16 protein-coding genes are annotated in these 16,569 nt (G+C 46.4%); 12 read left to right on the forward strand and 4 right to left on the reverse strand.

Annotated elements, in window-relative coordinates; genetic code table 11:
- Positions 1-73: 73 nt before the first annotated feature.
- From djlA to ACFI6J_RS13745, 12 genes are all read left to right on the forward strand, one after another.
- Positions 74-934, forward strand: coding sequence for a co-chaperone DjlA (gene djlA, locus ACFI6J_RS13690; protein WP_081106059.1), 861 nt, complete (start codon positions 74-76; stop codon positions 932-934).
- Positions 935-1,861 (forward strand): site-specific tyrosine recombinase XerD, encoded by a 927-nt coding sequence (gene xerD / locus ACFI6J_RS13695; protein WP_014975697.1) that lies wholly within the window; start codon positions 935-937, stop codon positions 1,859-1,861. It begins immediately after the preceding gene.
- Between the two features lie 359 nt (positions 1,862-2,220).
- Positions 2,221-2,943, forward strand: a complete 723-nt coding sequence (dsbC, locus tag ACFI6J_RS13700; protein WP_171338363.1) for a bifunctional protein-disulfide isomerase/oxidoreductase DsbC — start codon at positions 2,221-2,223, stop codon at positions 2,941-2,943.
- A gap of 243 nt (positions 2,944-3,186) precedes the next feature.
- Entirely contained in the window at positions 3,187-4,908 is a 1,722-nt protein-coding gene (recJ, locus tag ACFI6J_RS13705) for a single-stranded-DNA-specific exonuclease RecJ (RefSeq protein ID WP_081106060.1), read from the forward strand.
- A 78-nt stretch (positions 4,909-4,986) separates the two neighbouring features.
- Positions 4,987-5,268, forward strand: a complete 282-nt coding sequence (locus tag ACFI6J_RS13710; RefSeq protein WP_014997360.1) for a hypothetical protein — start codon at positions 4,987-4,989, stop codon at positions 5,266-5,268.
- Between the two features lie 55 nt (positions 5,269-5,323).
- Positions 5,324-6,037 carry a DNA repair protein RecO gene (gene recO, locus ACFI6J_RS13715; RefSeq protein WP_061439573.1) on the forward strand — a complete coding sequence of 238 codons (714 nt, stop codon included), beginning with the start codon at positions 5,324-5,326 and terminating at the stop codon, positions 6,035-6,037.
- A gap of 165 nt (positions 6,038-6,202) precedes the next feature.
- Complete coding sequence (gene pdxJ, locus ACFI6J_RS13720; RefSeq protein ID WP_061439574.1) at positions 6,203-6,940, forward strand: pyridoxine 5'-phosphate synthase; 738 nt, start codon at positions 6,203-6,205, stop codon at positions 6,938-6,940.
- A gap of 27 nt (positions 6,941-6,967) precedes the next feature.
- Entirely contained in the window at positions 6,968-7,348 is a 381-nt protein-coding gene (gene acpS, locus ACFI6J_RS13725) for a holo-ACP synthase (protein WP_014948318.1), read from the forward strand.
- Between the two features lie 101 nt (positions 7,349-7,449).
- Positions 7,450-8,910, forward strand: coding sequence for a 23S rRNA (uracil(1939)-C(5))-methyltransferase RlmD (rlmD, locus tag ACFI6J_RS13730; RefSeq protein WP_061439576.1), 1,461 nt, complete (start codon positions 7,450-7,452; stop codon positions 8,908-8,910).
- A 12-nt stretch (positions 8,911-8,922) separates the two neighbouring features.
- Entirely contained in the window at positions 8,923-11,106 is a 2,184-nt protein-coding gene (relA, locus tag ACFI6J_RS13735) for a GTP diphosphokinase (RefSeq protein WP_049586138.1), read from the forward strand.
- On the forward strand, positions 11,084-12,034 hold the full coding sequence (gene mazG / locus ACFI6J_RS13740) for a nucleoside triphosphate pyrophosphohydrolase (protein WP_061439577.1): 951 nt from the start codon (positions 11,084-11,086) through the stop codon (positions 12,032-12,034). The genes relA and mazG overlap by 23 nt, the downstream gene beginning before the upstream one ends.
- 294 nt (positions 12,035-12,328) lie before the next feature.
- Positions 12,329-12,697: a YbaN family protein gene (locus ACFI6J_RS13745; RefSeq protein ID WP_061094246.1), complete on the forward strand. Its 369-nt coding sequence runs from the start codon at positions 12,329-12,331 to the stop codon at positions 12,695-12,697.
- A gap of 91 nt (positions 12,698-12,788) precedes the next feature.
- Here ACFI6J_RS13745 and ACFI6J_RS13750 read toward each other — a convergent pair whose 3' ends face one another.
- From ACFI6J_RS13750 to ACFI6J_RS13765, 4 genes are all read right to left on the reverse strand, one after another.
- Positions 12,789-13,955, reverse strand: a complete 1,167-nt coding sequence (locus tag ACFI6J_RS13750) for a hydroxymethylglutaryl-CoA reductase (protein ID WP_081106061.1) — start codon at positions 13,953-13,955, stop codon at positions 12,789-12,791.
- A 207-nt stretch (positions 13,956-14,162) separates the two neighbouring features.
- Positions 14,163-14,810, reverse strand: coding sequence for a tetratricopeptide repeat protein (locus tag ACFI6J_RS13755; RefSeq protein WP_061439579.1), 648 nt, complete (start codon positions 14,808-14,810; stop codon positions 14,163-14,165).
- 188 nt (positions 14,811-14,998) lie between these two features.
- Positions 14,999-15,700 carry a tetratricopeptide repeat protein gene (locus ACFI6J_RS13760; protein ID WP_061439581.1) on the reverse strand — a complete coding sequence of 234 codons (702 nt, stop codon included), beginning with the start codon at positions 15,698-15,700 and terminating at the stop codon, positions 14,999-15,001.
- A 15-nt stretch (positions 15,701-15,715) separates the two neighbouring features.
- Positions 15,716-16,561, reverse strand: coding sequence for an SDR family oxidoreductase (locus tag ACFI6J_RS13765; RefSeq protein WP_061439583.1), 846 nt, complete (start codon positions 16,559-16,561; stop codon positions 15,716-15,718).
- Positions 16,562-16,569 lie beyond the last annotated feature (8 nt).

Below are 16,569 nucleotides of genomic sequence, written 5' to 3' on the forward strand. Positions count from 1 at the left end.
CGCGCTCTGCACGGCGTGATTTCACTACAGTAACATCAACTTTCTAAACAGTGCACCAACGGAGTATGACGCGATGTCAATTTGGGGAAAAATCCTCGGCGCCTTGTTCGGCTTTATGTTTCTTAAAATACCTGGGGCGATCTTAGGGCTGTTAGTCGGGCACTTTTTTGATAAAGCCTATCGCCAAGACTTCAATCAGCTAGGCGGCTTTGGGCGCTTTTTTACCGATCAGGACAATCTGAAGCAGCAAGCTATTTTCTTTCATAGTTTGTTTAGTGCGTTAGGCCATCTTGCTAAGTCTGACGGCAAAGTAACGGACAGAGAAATTCAAATCGCCACAGCATTAATGGACGAGATGCGTTTAACTGGGGATGCCTGTCGTGAAGCTCAGGATGCATTTAGAGAAGGCAAAGCGCGAGACTTTCCTTTAGTCGATACGTTGAAAGGTTTTTACGACGCCAGCCACGGTAGACGGGATATTCTTCAAGTATTCTTAGAGATTCTTATTCAAGCCGCTTTCGCCGACGGTCAGCTTTCACAGGAAGAATACAACGTACTTGAAAAAGTAGCGAAGCCACTAGGCTTTAGGCGTCGTGATTTAGATTATCTAATTTCAATGTATGAAGCTGAAATACGCTTTAGGCAGCGGTCTAACTCTGGCTCAGGACAACGCACTCATTCAGGTCAACGTCAGCACAGCCAATCAGCCTATTCAGAACAGCAAAGTTTAGATGATGCCTATCACATATTAGGTGTGGCGGCATCCGACGATGAAAAGACAATAAAGCGTGCCTACAGGAAGCGCATGTCTGAGCATCACCCAGATAAGCTGGTGTCTAAAGGGCTACCTGAACAGGCAATGGAAATTGCGAAAAAGAAAGCGCAAGATATTCAATCAGCCTACGAGCTGATTAAGCAAAAGCGTGGCTTTTAGATGGCAAAAACTCAACGTGAGTTAACTTATGTGCCTGCAGCGAGTCAGGCGCATATCGATGGTTTTATCGAGATGCTTTGGCTTGAGAAAGGACTGTCCGATCATACTCAGCAGAGCTATCGCACCGACCTTACTAAGCTTGCTATCTTCAGCAACAATCAAGGCGTAAAAGATATCGCTGTGCTGACCACTGAGCAGCTTCAGGACTATTTAGCCTATCGTCACGACAAGGGGCTGTCCACACGCAGCACCCAACGTGCGCTTAGCGCTATCCGGGCGTTTTTCGTATTCCTAATTAGTAAGCAGGTTCGCGTTGATAGCCCAGTTTCCGCGCTGTCTAATCCGAAAACACCCAAAGCTTTGCCTTCTTCACTCAGTGAGCAACAAGTTGAAGATTTGCTAAATGCCCCCCTTACCGACGACCCTATTGAATGTCGGGACAAGAGCATGCTTGAAGTGCTTTACGCAACCGGCCTTCGTGTAAGTGAACTTATTGGGTTAACAATGGATCAAATAAGCCTTCAGCAAGGCGTAGTTAGGGTTGTGGGTAAAGGGAATAAAGAGCGCTTAGTGCCCCTTGGTGAAGATGCAATAGAATGGCTGCTGACCTATATTAAAACAGCAAGACCGATACTCGCCAGTAAAGCTTCTGATGTGGTATTTCTGAGCAAGCGTGGACAGAAAATGACGCGCCAAACATTTTGGCATCGCATTAAATACTATGCGGTGAAAGCGGGAATTGAGCAGCACCTTTCTCCCCACACGTTGCGTCATGCCTTTGCGACACACCTTTTGAATCACGGTGCTGATTTACGTGTGGTACAAATGCTATTGGGGCACAGCGATTTGTCAACGACTCAAATATACACCCATGTTGCGACAGAGCGACTTCAAACTTTAATCCACAGTCATCACCCACGTGGCTAAATTGGCTAAATATACAAATAAAGAATGCTATAAATTGGGGGCTGTATACGACGAGGCTCAGTGACGACGTATATAAAATAAAAAGGTCTATGGTAGGATACGAGCCATGCAAAGCGTTTAGAAAATACATTTTCCGTTAGTGCTTTAACGCGGCTGAGTTTAAATGTTGACGTTAAATGTACTGAGGTTAAAAGAAAATTAGCGTTTAACGTGCAATTTTTTGCTAAGTTTAACGGTCTGAACGTTATGAATGTAAAAGTTTTTAGCAATTGCTTTAAATGGAAAGATACCGATTCAAGCAGTTGCATGTTAAGCCAGTAAGTACAAGCGAACTTAAATGGCAAAATGGAGAGTATTTAGTGAAAGCAGTAAAGAAAGTATTGTTAGCCAGTGTAGTTGCGGCAGGTTCTCTATTAGGGCTTAGTGCGCAAGCGGCTGATGAAGCGGCTATCCGTGATAAATTAACCTCAATGCTAGGGTTAGATGTAGAAACTATTGCTGACTCTCCAGTATCAGGGCTGGTTCAGGTATCAACAAACCGCGGTTTATTTTACGTAAGTGAAAACGGGCAGTATCTGCTTCAGGCTCGTGTTTTTAACATTGATGAAGAGATGCGTAACGAAACAGAGCTGGCACTTTCTGGGCTGCGCAAAGAAGGCGTAAAAGAGATGGAATCATCGTCTATTACGTTTAAGGCCAAAAACGAAAAGCATGAAATAAGCGTATTTACTGATATTACGTGTGGTTACTGCCGTAAATTTCACAAAGAGATTGATGAACTAAACGATGCGGGCATCACCGTACACTACCTTGCGTTTCCACGTTCTGGGTTAAACAGTGAAAACTACAACGATATGGTGTCGGTGTGGTGTGCGAAAGACCCGCAAAAAGCGTTAACTAAAGCTAAAGCGGGTAACGACGTAGCTAGCGCAAGCTGTAAAAATAAAGTGGCAGAGCAGTACATGTTAGGTCAAAAATTAGGCGTGAATGGCACGCCAAATATCGTACTGCCAGACGGTTCATTGATTCCTGGTTATCAGCCAGCTGCGTTGCTTGCTAAAGCATTGGAGGAAGCTGAATAGCCATTCAGTCCTTAACCTTATATATGATAAAAACGCACGCTTTGTGCGTTTTTTTGTTTTCTGCGGTATGATTCGTCCTCATATTTTCTAGCGTTTTTTCGTACAGTTTTGCTTTGCAGTTCACTCGGGCGTTTACTTGGAATCTGCACTAATTATCAAGTGTCCCGACTCCAGTCTTTTTATTTAAAGCCTATTTGAACTGGCATCGACAACTGCATTTACAGTATTGGTTAGTGGTATTTCATGATTTTGCCTATTGTTCGCCGTGAGGTTACCGGCGCCTCGCTTAGTTCCGACTTACATCCTGTTATCGATAGAATTTATCGCGGTCGTAATATTGCGAATTTAGATGACTTGGAGAATGGTCTAAAAGGGCTAACACACTTCAATGTTTTGAAGGGCATGCCGCAGGCCGCGCAAATTCTCGCCAATGCTGTTGTGCAAAATAAACGTATTATTATTGTGGGCGATTTTGATGCCGACGGAGCAACCAGTACATCGGTATGTATATTGGCGCTTCGAGCCATGGGCTATCACAACGTTGATTTTCTTGTACCTAACCGCTTTGACTTTGGTTACGGACTTAGCGTGCCTATTGTGGATGAAGCTGCCAAACAGGGCGCAGAGGTTATTGTCACAGTGGACAATGGCATTTCCTGTATTGACGGTGTGACCCATGCAAAGTCGTTGGGAATGCAGGTTGTTGTTACCGATCACCATTTGCCAGGCGATGTTCTACCTCCTGCTGATGCGATAGTAAATCCTAACCAACCTGGCTGTGAATTCCCGTCTAAAAATTTGGCTGGCGTTGGCGTTGCCTTTTACATCATGCTAGCACTTAAAGCCGAGTTACAGCAGCAAGGGCATTTTGAAAGAGCGGGGTTAGCGCCACCAAACCTAGCGTCGCTACTTGATATTGTTGCGGTTGGCACCGTGGCCGATGTAGTAGTGCTGGATAAAAACAACCGAATTTTAGTTCATCAAGGCCTTCAGCGGATTCGGGCGGGTAAGTGTCGACCTGGCATTAAAGCATTGGTCGAAGTAGCGAATCGCGATTGCGCTCACTTAACCTCAACTGACTTAGGCTTTGTGGTTGGGCCAAGGCTTAATGCCGCGGGTCGATTAGACGACATGTCGCAAGGCATTGCGTGCTTGTTGGAAGATGAAACCATTCAAGCGCGAATGATCGCTGCGGAACTCGATGCGCTTAATAAAGAACGCCGTGAAATTGAGACCGGCATGAAAGCACAAGCGGAAACCGTACTAGAGCAAATGGCGCTGGATGAAGGCGATATGCCAAGCGCACTGGTGGTTTATCGCGAAGACTTTCACCAAGGGGTTATTGGTATTGTGGCAGGGCGTTTGAAAGAGAAATATCTTAAGCCTGTTATCGCTTTTGCCCATCAAGACGACGAGATTATTAAAGGTTCGGCACGCTCAATTCCTGGCGTGCACATTCGCGATGTACTTGATGAAGTTAATACGCGCTACCCTGGCGTTATCGAAAAATTTGGCGGGCATGCCATGGCTGCTGGATTAAGCTTGCCCGTAGCTAGGCTTCAAGACTTCGAGCAGGCTTTTGTTGATATTGCGCGAGCGCACATGGCAAAGCTTGATGGAAATCATGCTTTACTTTCCGACGGTGACTTGTCATCGAAAGAGCTGTGTTTACCCTTTGCGCATTTACTGCGTCAAGCAGGTCCGTTTGGACAGGGCTTTGAATCACCGCTATTCGATGGTGAATTTGCACTACTTGACCAGCGCTTAGTTGGCCAAAAGCACTTAAAAATGGTGTTGAAAAGTGACGGTGCTAACGAGGTCGATGCTATTGCGTTCAACGTTGATTTAAAATCATGGCCGAATGCCATGGTCAAACGCGTGCATATTGCCTATCGACTTGATATCAACGTATTTCGCGGTCAGGAAACCGTGCAACTTATTGTCGAGCAAATAGAAGCGCGTTAGCAGAAGTAAGCTCACACGCAGAAAAAAGCCAATAACCCTAACAGACGATAAGCGCAAAGTAGGAAAGAAGAGGCAAAGGTGAAAAGCGAAAGACAAAAGCTGGTGGAAAAGCATAGTCAGCTGAATCAAACCGACAATGCTAAAGTGATTTCCCACGTTCAGCGGGAAGAGAAAGACAGCGACTGGGTACGCCACACCATTATGCTAGAAGGTATTGATGTCCCTTTTATCTATCGGCGTAAACAGCAATACCAAAGCTTAAAAGGCGCGCGAGTGAACGTAACCTACTATCGCCACGTTGAAGAGGTGGCTGGCATTGAGTTTGAAACCATGAAAGTGGTACGAATTAAGCGCAGCTGATATTAACGTTGCCAAAGGCACCAATTCGACAACAATTAACACACAGTGAGCAACAATGAATAATGAATGGTTAAATGCCTATGTACTGCATAGACGCCCTTACAGGGAGACCAGCTATATTGTTGACTTTTTTACCTTAGAAGAAGGGCGTGTTAGTGCGGTAGCGAAAGGGGTGAAGAATAGTAAATCTGACAAGAAAAGCCTGCTTCAACCTTTTCAGCATCTTCGTTTACAGTTAAGCGGAAAGTCAGAGTTAAAAAACTTACGTCACGTTGAAAGCGTTTCGCCTTCCATCAACCTTGTGGGCACGGCGTTATTTTGCGCCATGTACGTTAACGAGCTAACTAATCGCGTTATGCCGGCAGGGCTTGCCAGCGATGGCGTTCACAACGCTTATGAAAATGCGCTGCTGTCCCTTCGTGATAATAGCGATATAGAAGTGACCTTGCGACAGTTCGAATTTGCACTGCTTGACGAAATGGGGCTACTGCCCGACTTTACTACTGACGTAGAATACGAAATGCCCATAGAAGAAACAGGCAGCTATAACTTTCAGATAGATGCGGGCTTTGTGCCTATTCCCGAAGATATGGCTGGTGCAAGGGGTATGCGAGGCTTTCCTGGACAAGCGCTGCTTAGTTTGTCACAGGGGGAATTTACGCCGCTTAGTAAAAAAGTGGCTAAGGTGCTTTGCCGGGACTTGCTGAAACCGCTAATTGGTGACAAGCCACTTAAAAGCCGCGAGCTTTTTATGCCCAAGCCGCGGTAATAGCATTAAATTATTTTCTCTTAACTCAAACGCTTAATAAGCACGTTCTACAAAAAAATTTGCTACAATTGCGACTTTCCTTAAAAGGGTATTTTTACCCTTAAAGCAACGTATTAAACAGGAAGAGCAGCCCTCTTCTATCGCTCTTACAGGCTAGGTGGTGAAATGAGCACGATTTTATTAGGCGTTAACATCGACCATATTGCAACGCTGCGCAATGCGCGCGGTACGCATTACCCAGATCCAGTGCACGCAGCGGATATTGCCGAGCGTGCAGGTGCAGATGGCATTACTGTTCATTTACGTGAAGACCGCCGTCACATTAAAGACCGCGATGTACGCATTTTAGCGCAGACCATTAATACCCGACTTAATTTGGAAATGGCGGTAACCGATGAAATGCTGGCCATTGCCGAAGAAGTGAAGCCTGTTTTTTGTTGCTTAGTACCAGAAAAGCGCGAAGAGCTGACTACCGAAGGTGGTCTTGATGTGGCAGGGAATTTTGACAACATCAAAGCGGCGTGCGAGCGACTCGCTAATGCGAACATTTTGGTGTCGCTATTTATTGATGCAGACAAAGCGCAAATTGACGCGGCCGCAGCATGTAACGCCCCTTATATTGAAATTCACACCGGTCAATATGCAGAAGCCACCAGCGAAGAAGAACAGCATAAAGAGCTAGCGCGTTTAGTTGAAGGCATTGAATACGCCGATAGCTTAGGACTTAAAGTGAATGCAGGTCACGGCTTGCACTATCACAATGTTAAGCCTATTGCGGCTATCCCTCAGTTAATCGAACTTAATATTGGCCACGCTATCATTGCTCGCGCCGCGTTTGATGGCCTTCATACGGCTGTAGCTGATATGCGTAAACTTATGCTAGAAGCACGAGCGGGCATTTAACCTTAGATTCAAAAGGGTGTAGATAACGTGGCGATTGCAGGGCTAGGTACTGACATTGTAGAGATAGCGCGACTTGGTAAAGGCGATGGTGCTAATGAACGCTTAGCCAAGCGAGTACTTACGCCTGCCGAGTGGCAGCAGTTCAGCGAACACGGTACGCCAGTCCGCTTCTTAGCCAAACGTTTTGCCGCCAAGGAAGCGGCAGTGAAGGCCCTTGGGACAGGGATTGGAAACGGGATCAGCTGGCAGCATATAGAAGTGCGCAATAACGATTTAGGTGCGCCAGAGCTTCATTTTTCTGGCGAGTTTGCTGCAATGTGCAAAAACCGAGGTATTACGCGAAGCGTGGTCAGTATTTCAGATGAGCAGCATTATGCTGTCGCCACCGTTATACTAGAGTCTGAATAGAGCAACTGTCCCTAACCCACGTGGGCGACTTCTATTTGGTGAGCGCGCGCAAAAACCTCTACTAACATCAAACCACGTAAAGCAAGTAACCGGAGTCACACTTGGCAAACCTTTTTAAACAATCTCGTAGCAAGCAAAAAGGCAAAACGTCGCTTACTGAGCGTGGCGCTTCCAAAAAAGGGAATGCCAGAGCCAACGCGCAGGTCGCAGGACTTCGATTTGGGAAAAGCAAAAAAGCAGCGGATACCAGTGAAAGTCAAAAGCCTAACACGGTCACCATTGAAGATTTGGACTGGATGGGCAATGGCGTAGTGCGCGGCAATCCGATGGTATTTGTGGAAGGTGCCCTTGTAGGAGAAACCTGCGACATAGAGATGGTATCTAGCAAAAAGAAAGTCATTAACGCTAAGGCGACAAACATTCACTCGCCAAGTGATGCAAGACAAGCGCCTTTTTGCCCTGTGTTTGATGCATGTGGTGGGTGTCAGCTACAGCACATAAAGCCTGACGCTGCCCTTGAGCAACGTGACCGTGCTCTTAAAGTGATGATGGAACGCCAGCTTTCAATGAAGCCACACGTTTGGCAAGCACCTTTAGCAGGGCCGCGCCCTCAATATCGCAGGAAAGCAAGACTGGCTATAGATGCCCGCAACCCCAATCAAATTAAGTTGGGCTTTCGTGAAGCAAATAGCAGTAACGTTATCAATGTAGAAACCTGCCCAATACTGGTCGACCCGCTATCTAAACTTATTGGCCCTTTACGAGATGCGCTTACAGGGTTCGAGTCAGCGCGTCATATTGGACATATCAGCCTTATTGCGGGCGACAACACCTCGCATCTTGTTATTAAACACACCAAAGCCCTTGAAGCTGAGCTTATTGATGCAGTGAGCGAATTGGTGAACACGAGTTCATCAGTTGGTGTCTACGGTATTGAATTAAAGCTTGAAAATAAGCAGGGGCAAATTCGCAGTGTGGGCCGTGGTACTGATATGGTGATGAACACGGTAAATGGCTGCTCAATTTCACCTAGTGCTAACGACTTTATTCAAATTAATAGAGTGGTTAACGAAAAAATGGTTAATCAGGCAATAGGTTGGCTAAACCCAAAGCCCAGCGAACGTATCGCTGATTGGTTTAGCGGGCTGGGCAATTTTACTTTACCTATTGCTAAGTTAGGTGCAAAGGTTCAGGCGGTAGAAGGTGTGGCAGAGATGGTGCGCCGCGCTAAAGACAATGCACAGCAACAGGGCATTGAAAATGTAGAGTGGCTGCATTTAGATTTGGCTGATAAGACCAACGTCGAGGCTTCATTACAGTTGGGCTTTGATAAGGTACTACTCGACCCCTCAAGAGAAGGGGCGTTGACCGTTTGTCATGCGCTTGTAAAAGCACTACCAAAAACGATAGTGTATGTTTCTTGCAACCCAAGTACGTTTTCTAGAGACGCGAAGGTGTTGATAGACGGAGGTTATGAAATGGAAAAAGCGGGCGTAGCAGAAATGTTCCCCTTCACCCATCACATGGAAATGATGGCCTTGTTTACGCGAAAGCAGCAGTAACGAGTAAAGGATATGGTATCGACAAGAAAGGTCCACCAAGCCGACCGACCACCCTTTGAAGCGTGGTTAGATAGCCTTGAGTTAAGTGTAGAAACAAAAGAAAAACTAAGTGCAGTGTCATCTATTCCCGAGCGACTGTTGGTTGGTCAGGAAATGGTTGAGATTTTGTGTCAGCTCAATATGGATGACGCAACGCTTCAGGCAGCCTTGGTTTTTCCATATTGCGAACAGCACGCCTTAAGTGAAGACGATATTTATGAAGAATTCGGCGGGGAAATACGCGACCTGATCGTTGGCGTGCGCCGAATGGATGCTATCAAGTCGTTACATGCGCGTAAAGTAAAAGGCTCTGGCTTTGCCGAAAAGTCGGACGAACAGCACATAGACAGTATTCGTCGTATGCTGCTGGCGATGGTAGAAGACGTGCGTGCCGTTGTGATCAAAATGGCAGAACGCATTTGTGCATTGCAGCAGGTTAAGAAAGCCGATGAAGAAACCCGCGTTATGGTGGCCCGCGAGTGCGCTAGCATCTATGCGCCATTGGCAAACCGTTTGGGCATTGGTCAGTTAAAGTGGGAGCTTGAAGACCTTGCGTTTCGCTATCTACACCCCATCACCTACAAGCAAATAGCTCATCAGCTTGACGGCAAGCGCCGAGAGCGTGCCGAGTACATAGAAACCATAGTAGGCGACTTGCAAGGCTTGCTTGATAGCGAAGAAATTCGCGCAGAGGTTTACGGCCGTCCTAAGCACATATTCAGCATTTGGAAAAAAATGCAGAAAAAGCGCCTTACGTTTGAGCAGCTTTTTGATATTCGTGCGGTGCGTATTATTGCCGAGCGACTTCAAGACTGTTACGCCGCGCTTGGTACGGTTCACGCCAGCTATAAGCACTTACCTAACGAGTTCGACGACTATATCGCAACCCCCAAACCTAACGGTTACCAGTCTATTCACACGGTTATCGTGGGGCCAGAAGGGAAGTCGGTTGAGATTCAAATTCGCACGCAGAAAATGCATCAGGATGCAGAACTGGGTGTGGCTGCACACTGGAAATATAAAGAGGGTAGCACGGGCAAGCAGTCAGGCTATGACGAGCGCATAAACTGGCTTCGCCGCATACTTGCGTGGCAAGAGGAAGTGGCCGAATCTGGCGATTTGGTTGAAGAGCTTCGCAGTCAGGTGTTTGACGATAGGGTGTACGTGTTTACACCCAAAGGCGATGTTATTGACCTTCCCCAAGGCGCTACGCCGCTTGATTTTGCTTACTATATTCACAGTAATGTGGGACATCGCTGTATTGGCGCAAAAGTGAATGGGCGAATAGTGCCTTTCACTTATTTACTGCAAAGTGGCGACCAGATAGAAGTACTTACCGGAAAAGAGCCAAATCCAAGCCGCGACTGGATGCACCCAGGTCTTGGCTATGTGCATTCATCACGGGCGCGTGCCACTATCCATTCCTTCTTTAAAAAGCAGGACAGAGATAAAAACCTTGCTGCCGGTAAAGAGCTGCTAGAACGCGAACTTCAGCGTGCCCACTTACCTGCCAAAGTACCCAATGAGGCATTTGAGAAGTTTAACTTACAAACCCTCGATGACTTGTACACTGCGGTAGGTGCCGGTGATGTGCGCGTTATGCAGGTGATTAACTTTATTCATCACTTGCAGGAGCCGCCAGCTCCAGAACCCGAAATTAGTCCTAAGGTTAAAACGCGCAAAACTGCGGCCGGATCAGGCAAAAAAGATGCAGTGGTGGTGCAGGGCGTGGGTCACTTAATGAGCCAGCTGGCGAACTGCTGTAAGCCGGTTCCCGGCGAAGCGATTTTAGGCTATATCACACAAGGCCGTGGTGTAAGCGTTCATAAAGAAAGCTGCGACCAGCTGCAACACTTGTTGTCACAGCACCCTGAGCGTCAGATAGAAGTGAATTGGTCACAAGAGCTTAAAGTAGGTTTTGAGACGGGTATTGATATATTTTGTCACGATAGAACTGGCCTGTTGCGCGATATTACCACGGTATTGGCGAATGAAAACGTGCCTCTTCTAGGCGTGAACAGCCTAAGTGATAAAAATAGACAGACGGCGCTTATCACTATTTCGATAGAGGTTCAGGACCTCGATACGGTGTCTAAAGTGTTAACCCGATTGCGACAGCTTAAAGGCGTGACCGATGCAAAACGCAAACAAAGCTAAGCTTAGCGAAATGCAGCGGCTGCTTAAAATTATGGCGCAGCTGCGCGACCCGCAATCTGGATGCCCGTGGGATGTAAAACAAACCATGGAAAGCCTAACTCGCTACACCATAGAAGAAGCCTACGAAGTGGCCGATGCTATTGCCAATGGTGATATGCACGACATTAAAGATGAGTTGGGTGATTTGCTCTTTCAAGTGGTGTTCTACGCACAGATAGCCAGTGAATCGCGTGCATTTTCTTTTGACGATGTGGCGAAAAGCATTAGCGATAAGCTGGTGCGTCGCCACCCTCATGTGTTTGCGAATGCGCTTGCATCTGAAGGCTCTGGCGATACAAATGAAAACGTCACGGTCGAACGTACCCAATTGAACGACAGTGCTTTAAACGCGCAGTGGGATGCTATCAAAGCCCAGGAAAAGCAGCTTAAAAAGCAGCGTTTAAAGCAAGACAACGAAGCAATAGAAAACAGTATTTTAGATAATGTGCCCAAAGGTATGCCAGCACTTATGTACGCGCAAAAGCTGCAGAAAGCCTGTGCTAAGGTAGGATTTGATTGGCCTGATGCCGCACCTGTCATAGATAAAGTGCGTGAAGAAGTGGAAGAGATTCAGCAAGAGCTGGATTTCAAACAGCGAGCACAAGGGGCACTGAAGACTGGTGTTGTACCTTTAAACAGTGGGGTGCCCGACAACCAACAAGCAATTGAAGAAGAAATTGGTGATGCACTTTTTGCCATGGTTAACTTGGCAAGACATTGCAAGGTAGATGCTGATACCGCACTTAGAAACGCCAGTAACAAGTTTGCTAACCGTTTTAAAGGCGTAGAGCGCTTAGCGGCTGAACAGGGCGACAAGCTCGACGCGTTGACGCTTGATGAAATGGAAGCGCTGTGGCAGCAGGTTAAACAGTCGTCCGATAGGAAGTAGTTTATCCAGCTACAACTTCACCGTTGAGGCTGAAAATCAGCCAGATAGTAAGGTCTCGGATTTGCTCATCACTTTTGACCGGGCAAATGTTAGTACTACAAATTTAGATCAATGAAGGTGGAAACCTAGTTATTTTGGCGTATGGTTAAAAGGTAGGTTTGATTTACGACAAGGCTACATAGATCCATACTATCTAAAATGACTGTATAAATTTAGCACTTCGGAAAAGTGTTCAGCGGGTGTGTGGTCACAGCACCTACCAAGGAATCGGCTAGCATTGGGCGTTGGTATTTCATGAAAAAAGTACTGTATTTATCACTCGGGTTGTTTTTTACCCTTCTAGGTATTATTGGCGCATTCTTGCCGGTAATGCCAACAACTGTTTTTTTGATAGGTGCGCTTTTTTGTTTTACTCAATCTTCACCGCGCCTTGAAAACTGGTTACTTCAACACCCTAAATATGGCCCCAGTCTTGTTGCGTGGCGAAAACATGGAGCAATTTCGAAAAAAGTGAAATGCATAGCGTGCTGCAGTATGTTGGTGAGCTTTATTCTGGTTTGCCTGTTCGCATCAATGCCTATTCCTGCTTACATAGGCATAGGTCTATTTATGGGAATAGGCGCGTACTTTGTTGTTACACGCCCCAGCATGCCTGCTGTATAATTTCTCTATACAGAATTTAGTTACCTTCGGCAGTAGCGCACAGTTTATTCGAACTGCATTGCTAAGCGTTAGGTGACAGGTTTAAAAACCTTTAACGGTTTCTACCCAGTCGCTCGTGACTGCTTACCCATTCGTCTGCGACGACTGCAGAACCCAGCGACAGATCGCCGCACAATACAGTCGCAGCGACAATTTCCGCAAACTTATTTACGCTGCCCCTTTCTGTGCAGCCAAGTATGCTTAAACATTCGTTTTGTGTAGCTAAACCGGTTCCACCACCGTATGTAGCAACGATTAACGATGGAATGGTCACAGAGAAGTAGTAGTCTCCATTTGGCGTAATTTCAGCGTAGGTAAACCCCGCCGACGACTCCGCCACATTAGCGACATCTTGCCCGCAAGCGATAAACATGGCGGTGATGCCGTTAGCGAAGTGTGCGCCGTTATTAACACTACCTGCCATTAGTGCGCCCATATTTGAATACTGGCGCTGTTTAAATAATGCTTCTGGCGGGCAATGCATAATGTCCGTCATTAGTTTTTTTGGCAGGGTTATTTCTGCTACAACGCGCTTTCCGCGGGTATGCAGCGAGTTTAAGTGCGAGTGCTTTTTATCGGTATCAAGGTTTGCAGCCAGCACAAAGTGTTCAATAGGGCCCGAGTAGTTTGCCTGTATCCACTCGCAGCCTGCTTTGGTAGCTTTGCTTACCATGTTTTGCCCAGCTGCATCACCGCAGGTGAAATTGAATCTTAGCCAGCGAAGCTTAGACGCAGCGTACTGCTCGATATCCCTTAGTTTGCCCACGCTGGTGGTGTTATCACTGGCGCGTTTGATGGCTTCAAAGTTTTGCTCAACCCATTTGCCAAATTCGAGGGCTTCTCTTGCGTTAGAAAACGCGAACATAGGCGCCCGCTGCATAGCATCGTCAATGACTGTGGTAGTTATGCCCCCAGCCTCTCTTGTTAAGCGCATGCCTCTACTGTAGCTGGCGGTCAAGGTGCCCTCTGTTGTTGCCATTGGAACGTAGAACTCACCTTTGGCGTGCTCTCCATTCACTAGCATTGGCCCTGCGAAGCCAATAGGTACCTGTGCAACACCGGCGAAGTTTTCTATGTTTCCCGACAATGTTTCAGGCGGGATAGAATAGTGTCCTAAGTGATTTAGCTGGGTGCCGGTTTCGCGCGCAATAAACTCGCGGCGTGTTCGGCTCATCTCTTGGGTATAGTCGTTGTCTGAGGAACGTGGGATTTTAGGCATTGGGCCACTCCTTTTTTCTTTCATAATAGGAGTGCTGATACCGAATGAGAACTGTTTACAATTTATACATGAGGATAAGTGCCACCTATGTATGCGCTTTTTATGTAGAAAGGCGTTAAATTCACCTTTCTACACGCAAAAAGCGGGGGGGTTGCTTATTTCGAACTCATAAGCGACGCGCAATAGCCCCGCATAAAGCAAATGATACTATGCTTTTTTATCCAATTTTGCCTGAAGTATAGCAATCTCTTCTCTACGTTTTTTATCGGCTAGAGGGCGGTTGGCTTTTTCAGGCGCGTTTTGAGCACGGATTAAGAACCCTTGGGCTTCTTCGTATTCACCATCGTCGAAAAGAAACTCAGCATAAAAGAAGTTTTGGTCCATACCTTCTGGGTTAATTTCTAATGCACGCTTAAATAATTGTTTTGCCTTCTTATCGCTTCCAAAGCTAACTGGCCAGCTTGGTACTTTATGATAAAGTGCCGCTAATACAGTGAGTGCCGTCCCCTCTAATACCGCTTCCTCTTTTTCAATGGCACGTTCTAAATTTTCCTTCGCACTTTCAGCAAAGTCCAGGGCACCTAAACCGCCTTTCGCACTTGCAGTACTTGATTGAGAGATAGCTAGCCAGGTCAGTGCTTCAGCGCTATTTTCTGATTGCTCGACTAACACTTTCGCCTGCGCAATCAGTGCAGAAAATGCCTCTAATTGGGCTTCACCTTCAAGCTCATAGTTCGTTTTTGCCCACGCGTGTTGTAACGGTAGTAAATCAGGGGTGTTTGCATGAACCGTAGATATCGACAACGTAGTAATAAGGATGAATAGAAAAGGAGAGAAGAAATTCTTTTTCTGCATGAAAAGTCGCCTTTATAAGATAGAGGTAGTTAGGAATAAACGAGATAACTCGACAAAATTGTTAGTAATTTCATGAATTATCGTTGAATCGGCGGCTAATCTAACGGTATTTGTAGCGAAAATCTAATACTTGTTGAAAATGGAAAGGCAATAAGATCATTGCCTTTCCCTGTATACCTTCAGGGTGACTAACCTTTTCTCGCTATTTTCGCTTCCAATAAAGCGATCTCTCTTTTGCGACCTGAATCTGCAATAGGACGATCAGCGCGCGCTGGGGCGTCGAGCGCTTTCTTGGCAAACTTGAGCGCTTGCTCATATTTTCCATTATCGAACAAGTACTCGGCGTAGAAATAGTTGGGGTCTATCCCGTCAGGGTTTATTTCAAGTGCATGCTTCAGCAAATTCTCAGCTTTTTTGTCGTTACCAAAGCTAATAGGCCAACCCGGAAGCTTATGGTACAGCACGCCTAGACTGGTCATCGCTGAGCCCGAGAGTGCATTTTCATCTAGTCGCATTGCATGTTCGAAACTCTTACGAGCATCTTTTGCGTAGTCCAGAGCACCAAGTCCCCCCTTGGCACCGGCTGTACTGGATTGAATTATGCCTTGCCAAATCAATAACTCAGGGTTATTGGGTTCTGCCTTTACGAAAGATTTAGCGGTATTAATAAGGGCGACGAATGCTTTTTCCTTTTCTGCATCATCAAGTTCATAGTTAATATGTGCCCATTGATGCTGAAGTATCTTTAAAGGGCTGGTAGCCGTTTCGCTTAAGGCTGATGTCGGCGCTGTACTTTCTGTGACTTCGTTAGCTTGAGCCATAGCAGTGTGACTTAATGCCAGACCGAGTCCCAGAATTACCGTGGTGCTAAGCGTGGTTAATTTCTTCATAATAATGTCCTCGTGTTAAACCAGCTTGTTACCCAGGCGGGTATCGTTTTGAGCGCTGGTCTGTTTGTCTTGTGATTGCGCTTTTTGAAAGGCATAGCGTTTAATTGTTGGAAGTTTCTTTGCCAACGCGTTGTCAACAACACTGGGAACTAGCGCGTTAAGCTTGGCAAAAAAGCGTTCAGCACGTCCTAGCGCGACCCTTGGCAAATTGTTTTCTAACTGTTTAATGAATGCTTGTGCTACTGCATCAGGCTCGTCTGTCTGGTTGCCCAATGCCTCATTTAGCGCATTAGCGCGATCGTCATTTATGTCGGTACGCGTTGAGCGTGGCGCTAGATAGTGAAATTTAATTTTGCTATCGCTGAATTCTCTGTGCATCGCTTCCGTCCAGCCTTTCAAAGCGAATTTAGTTGCGCAGTAGGTTCCGTGCGCAGCAAAACCTATGCTTCCAAAAGCTGAGCCTACATTCACGACATGCGCAGACGGTCTACGTTCGAGTAACGGCAGTAGGCGTTGGGTTAGTAGCATCGGAGCCAGCATATTTGTCGACACAATTGACTCGACTGGGGTGCCCTCAAACTCGCCCACATAGGTAATGCCAGCATTGTTAACCAGAATACTTAAAGGAAGTCGTTGGCAGGCACTTACTACTCTATCTTTGCCTTCATCTGACGTAATGTCAGCCACAATGGCAGTATGATGAAGGGTTAAATTTTGTTGCAGCTGTTCGAGCTTCGCCTTACTTCTGCCAGTTAGGATAATGTGCGCGCCTTTTTCATCAAGCGCCTTGGCTATTGCTTGACCAATACCGCCAGTTGCACCTGTAAGAAGTACCACTTGATTACGCCACTGAATATTCATTGTAGTTA

Source organism: Alteromonas sp. G4i13, from assembly GCF_054960505.1.

Coding starts and splice junctions, on each gene's coding strand:
- djlA (WP_081106059.1), top strand. CDS start 74: ATGTCAATTTGGGGAAAAATCCTCGGCGCCTTGTTCGGCTTTATGTTT.
- xerD (WP_014975697.1), top strand. CDS start 935: ATGGCAAAAACTCAACGTGAGTTAACTTATGTGCCTGCAGCGAGTCAG.
- recJ (WP_081106060.1), top strand. CDS start 3,187: ATGATTTTGCCTATTGTTCGCCGTGAGGTTACCGGCGCCTCGCTTAGT.
- recO (WP_061439573.1), top strand. CDS start 5,324: ATGAATAATGAATGGTTAAATGCCTATGTACTGCATAGACGCCCTTAC.
- pdxJ (WP_061439574.1), top strand. CDS start 6,203: ATGAGCACGATTTTATTAGGCGTTAACATCGACCATATTGCAACGCTG.
- relA (WP_049586138.1), top strand. CDS start 8,923: ATGGTATCGACAAGAAAGGTCCACCAAGCCGACCGACCACCCTTTGAA.
- mazG (WP_061439577.1), top strand. CDS start 11,084: ATGCAAAACGCAAACAAAGCTAAGCTTAGCGAAATGCAGCGGCTGCTT.
- ACFI6J_RS13745 (WP_061094246.1), top strand. CDS start 12,329: ATGAAAAAAGTACTGTATTTATCACTCGGGTTGTTTTTTACCCTTCTA.
- ACFI6J_RS13750 (WP_081106061.1), bottom strand. CDS start 13,955: ATGCCTAAAATCCCACGTTCCTCAGACAACGACTATACCCAAGAGATG.
- ACFI6J_RS13755 (WP_061439579.1), bottom strand. CDS start 14,810: ATGCAGAAAAAGAATTTCTTCTCTCCTTTTCTATTCATCCTTATTACT.
- ACFI6J_RS13760 (WP_061439581.1), bottom strand. CDS start 15,700: ATGAAGAAATTAACCACGCTTAGCACCACGGTAATTCTGGGACTCGGT.
- ACFI6J_RS13765 (WP_061439583.1), bottom strand. CDS start 16,561: ATGAATATTCAGTGGCGTAATCAAGTGGTACTTCTTACAGGTGCAACT.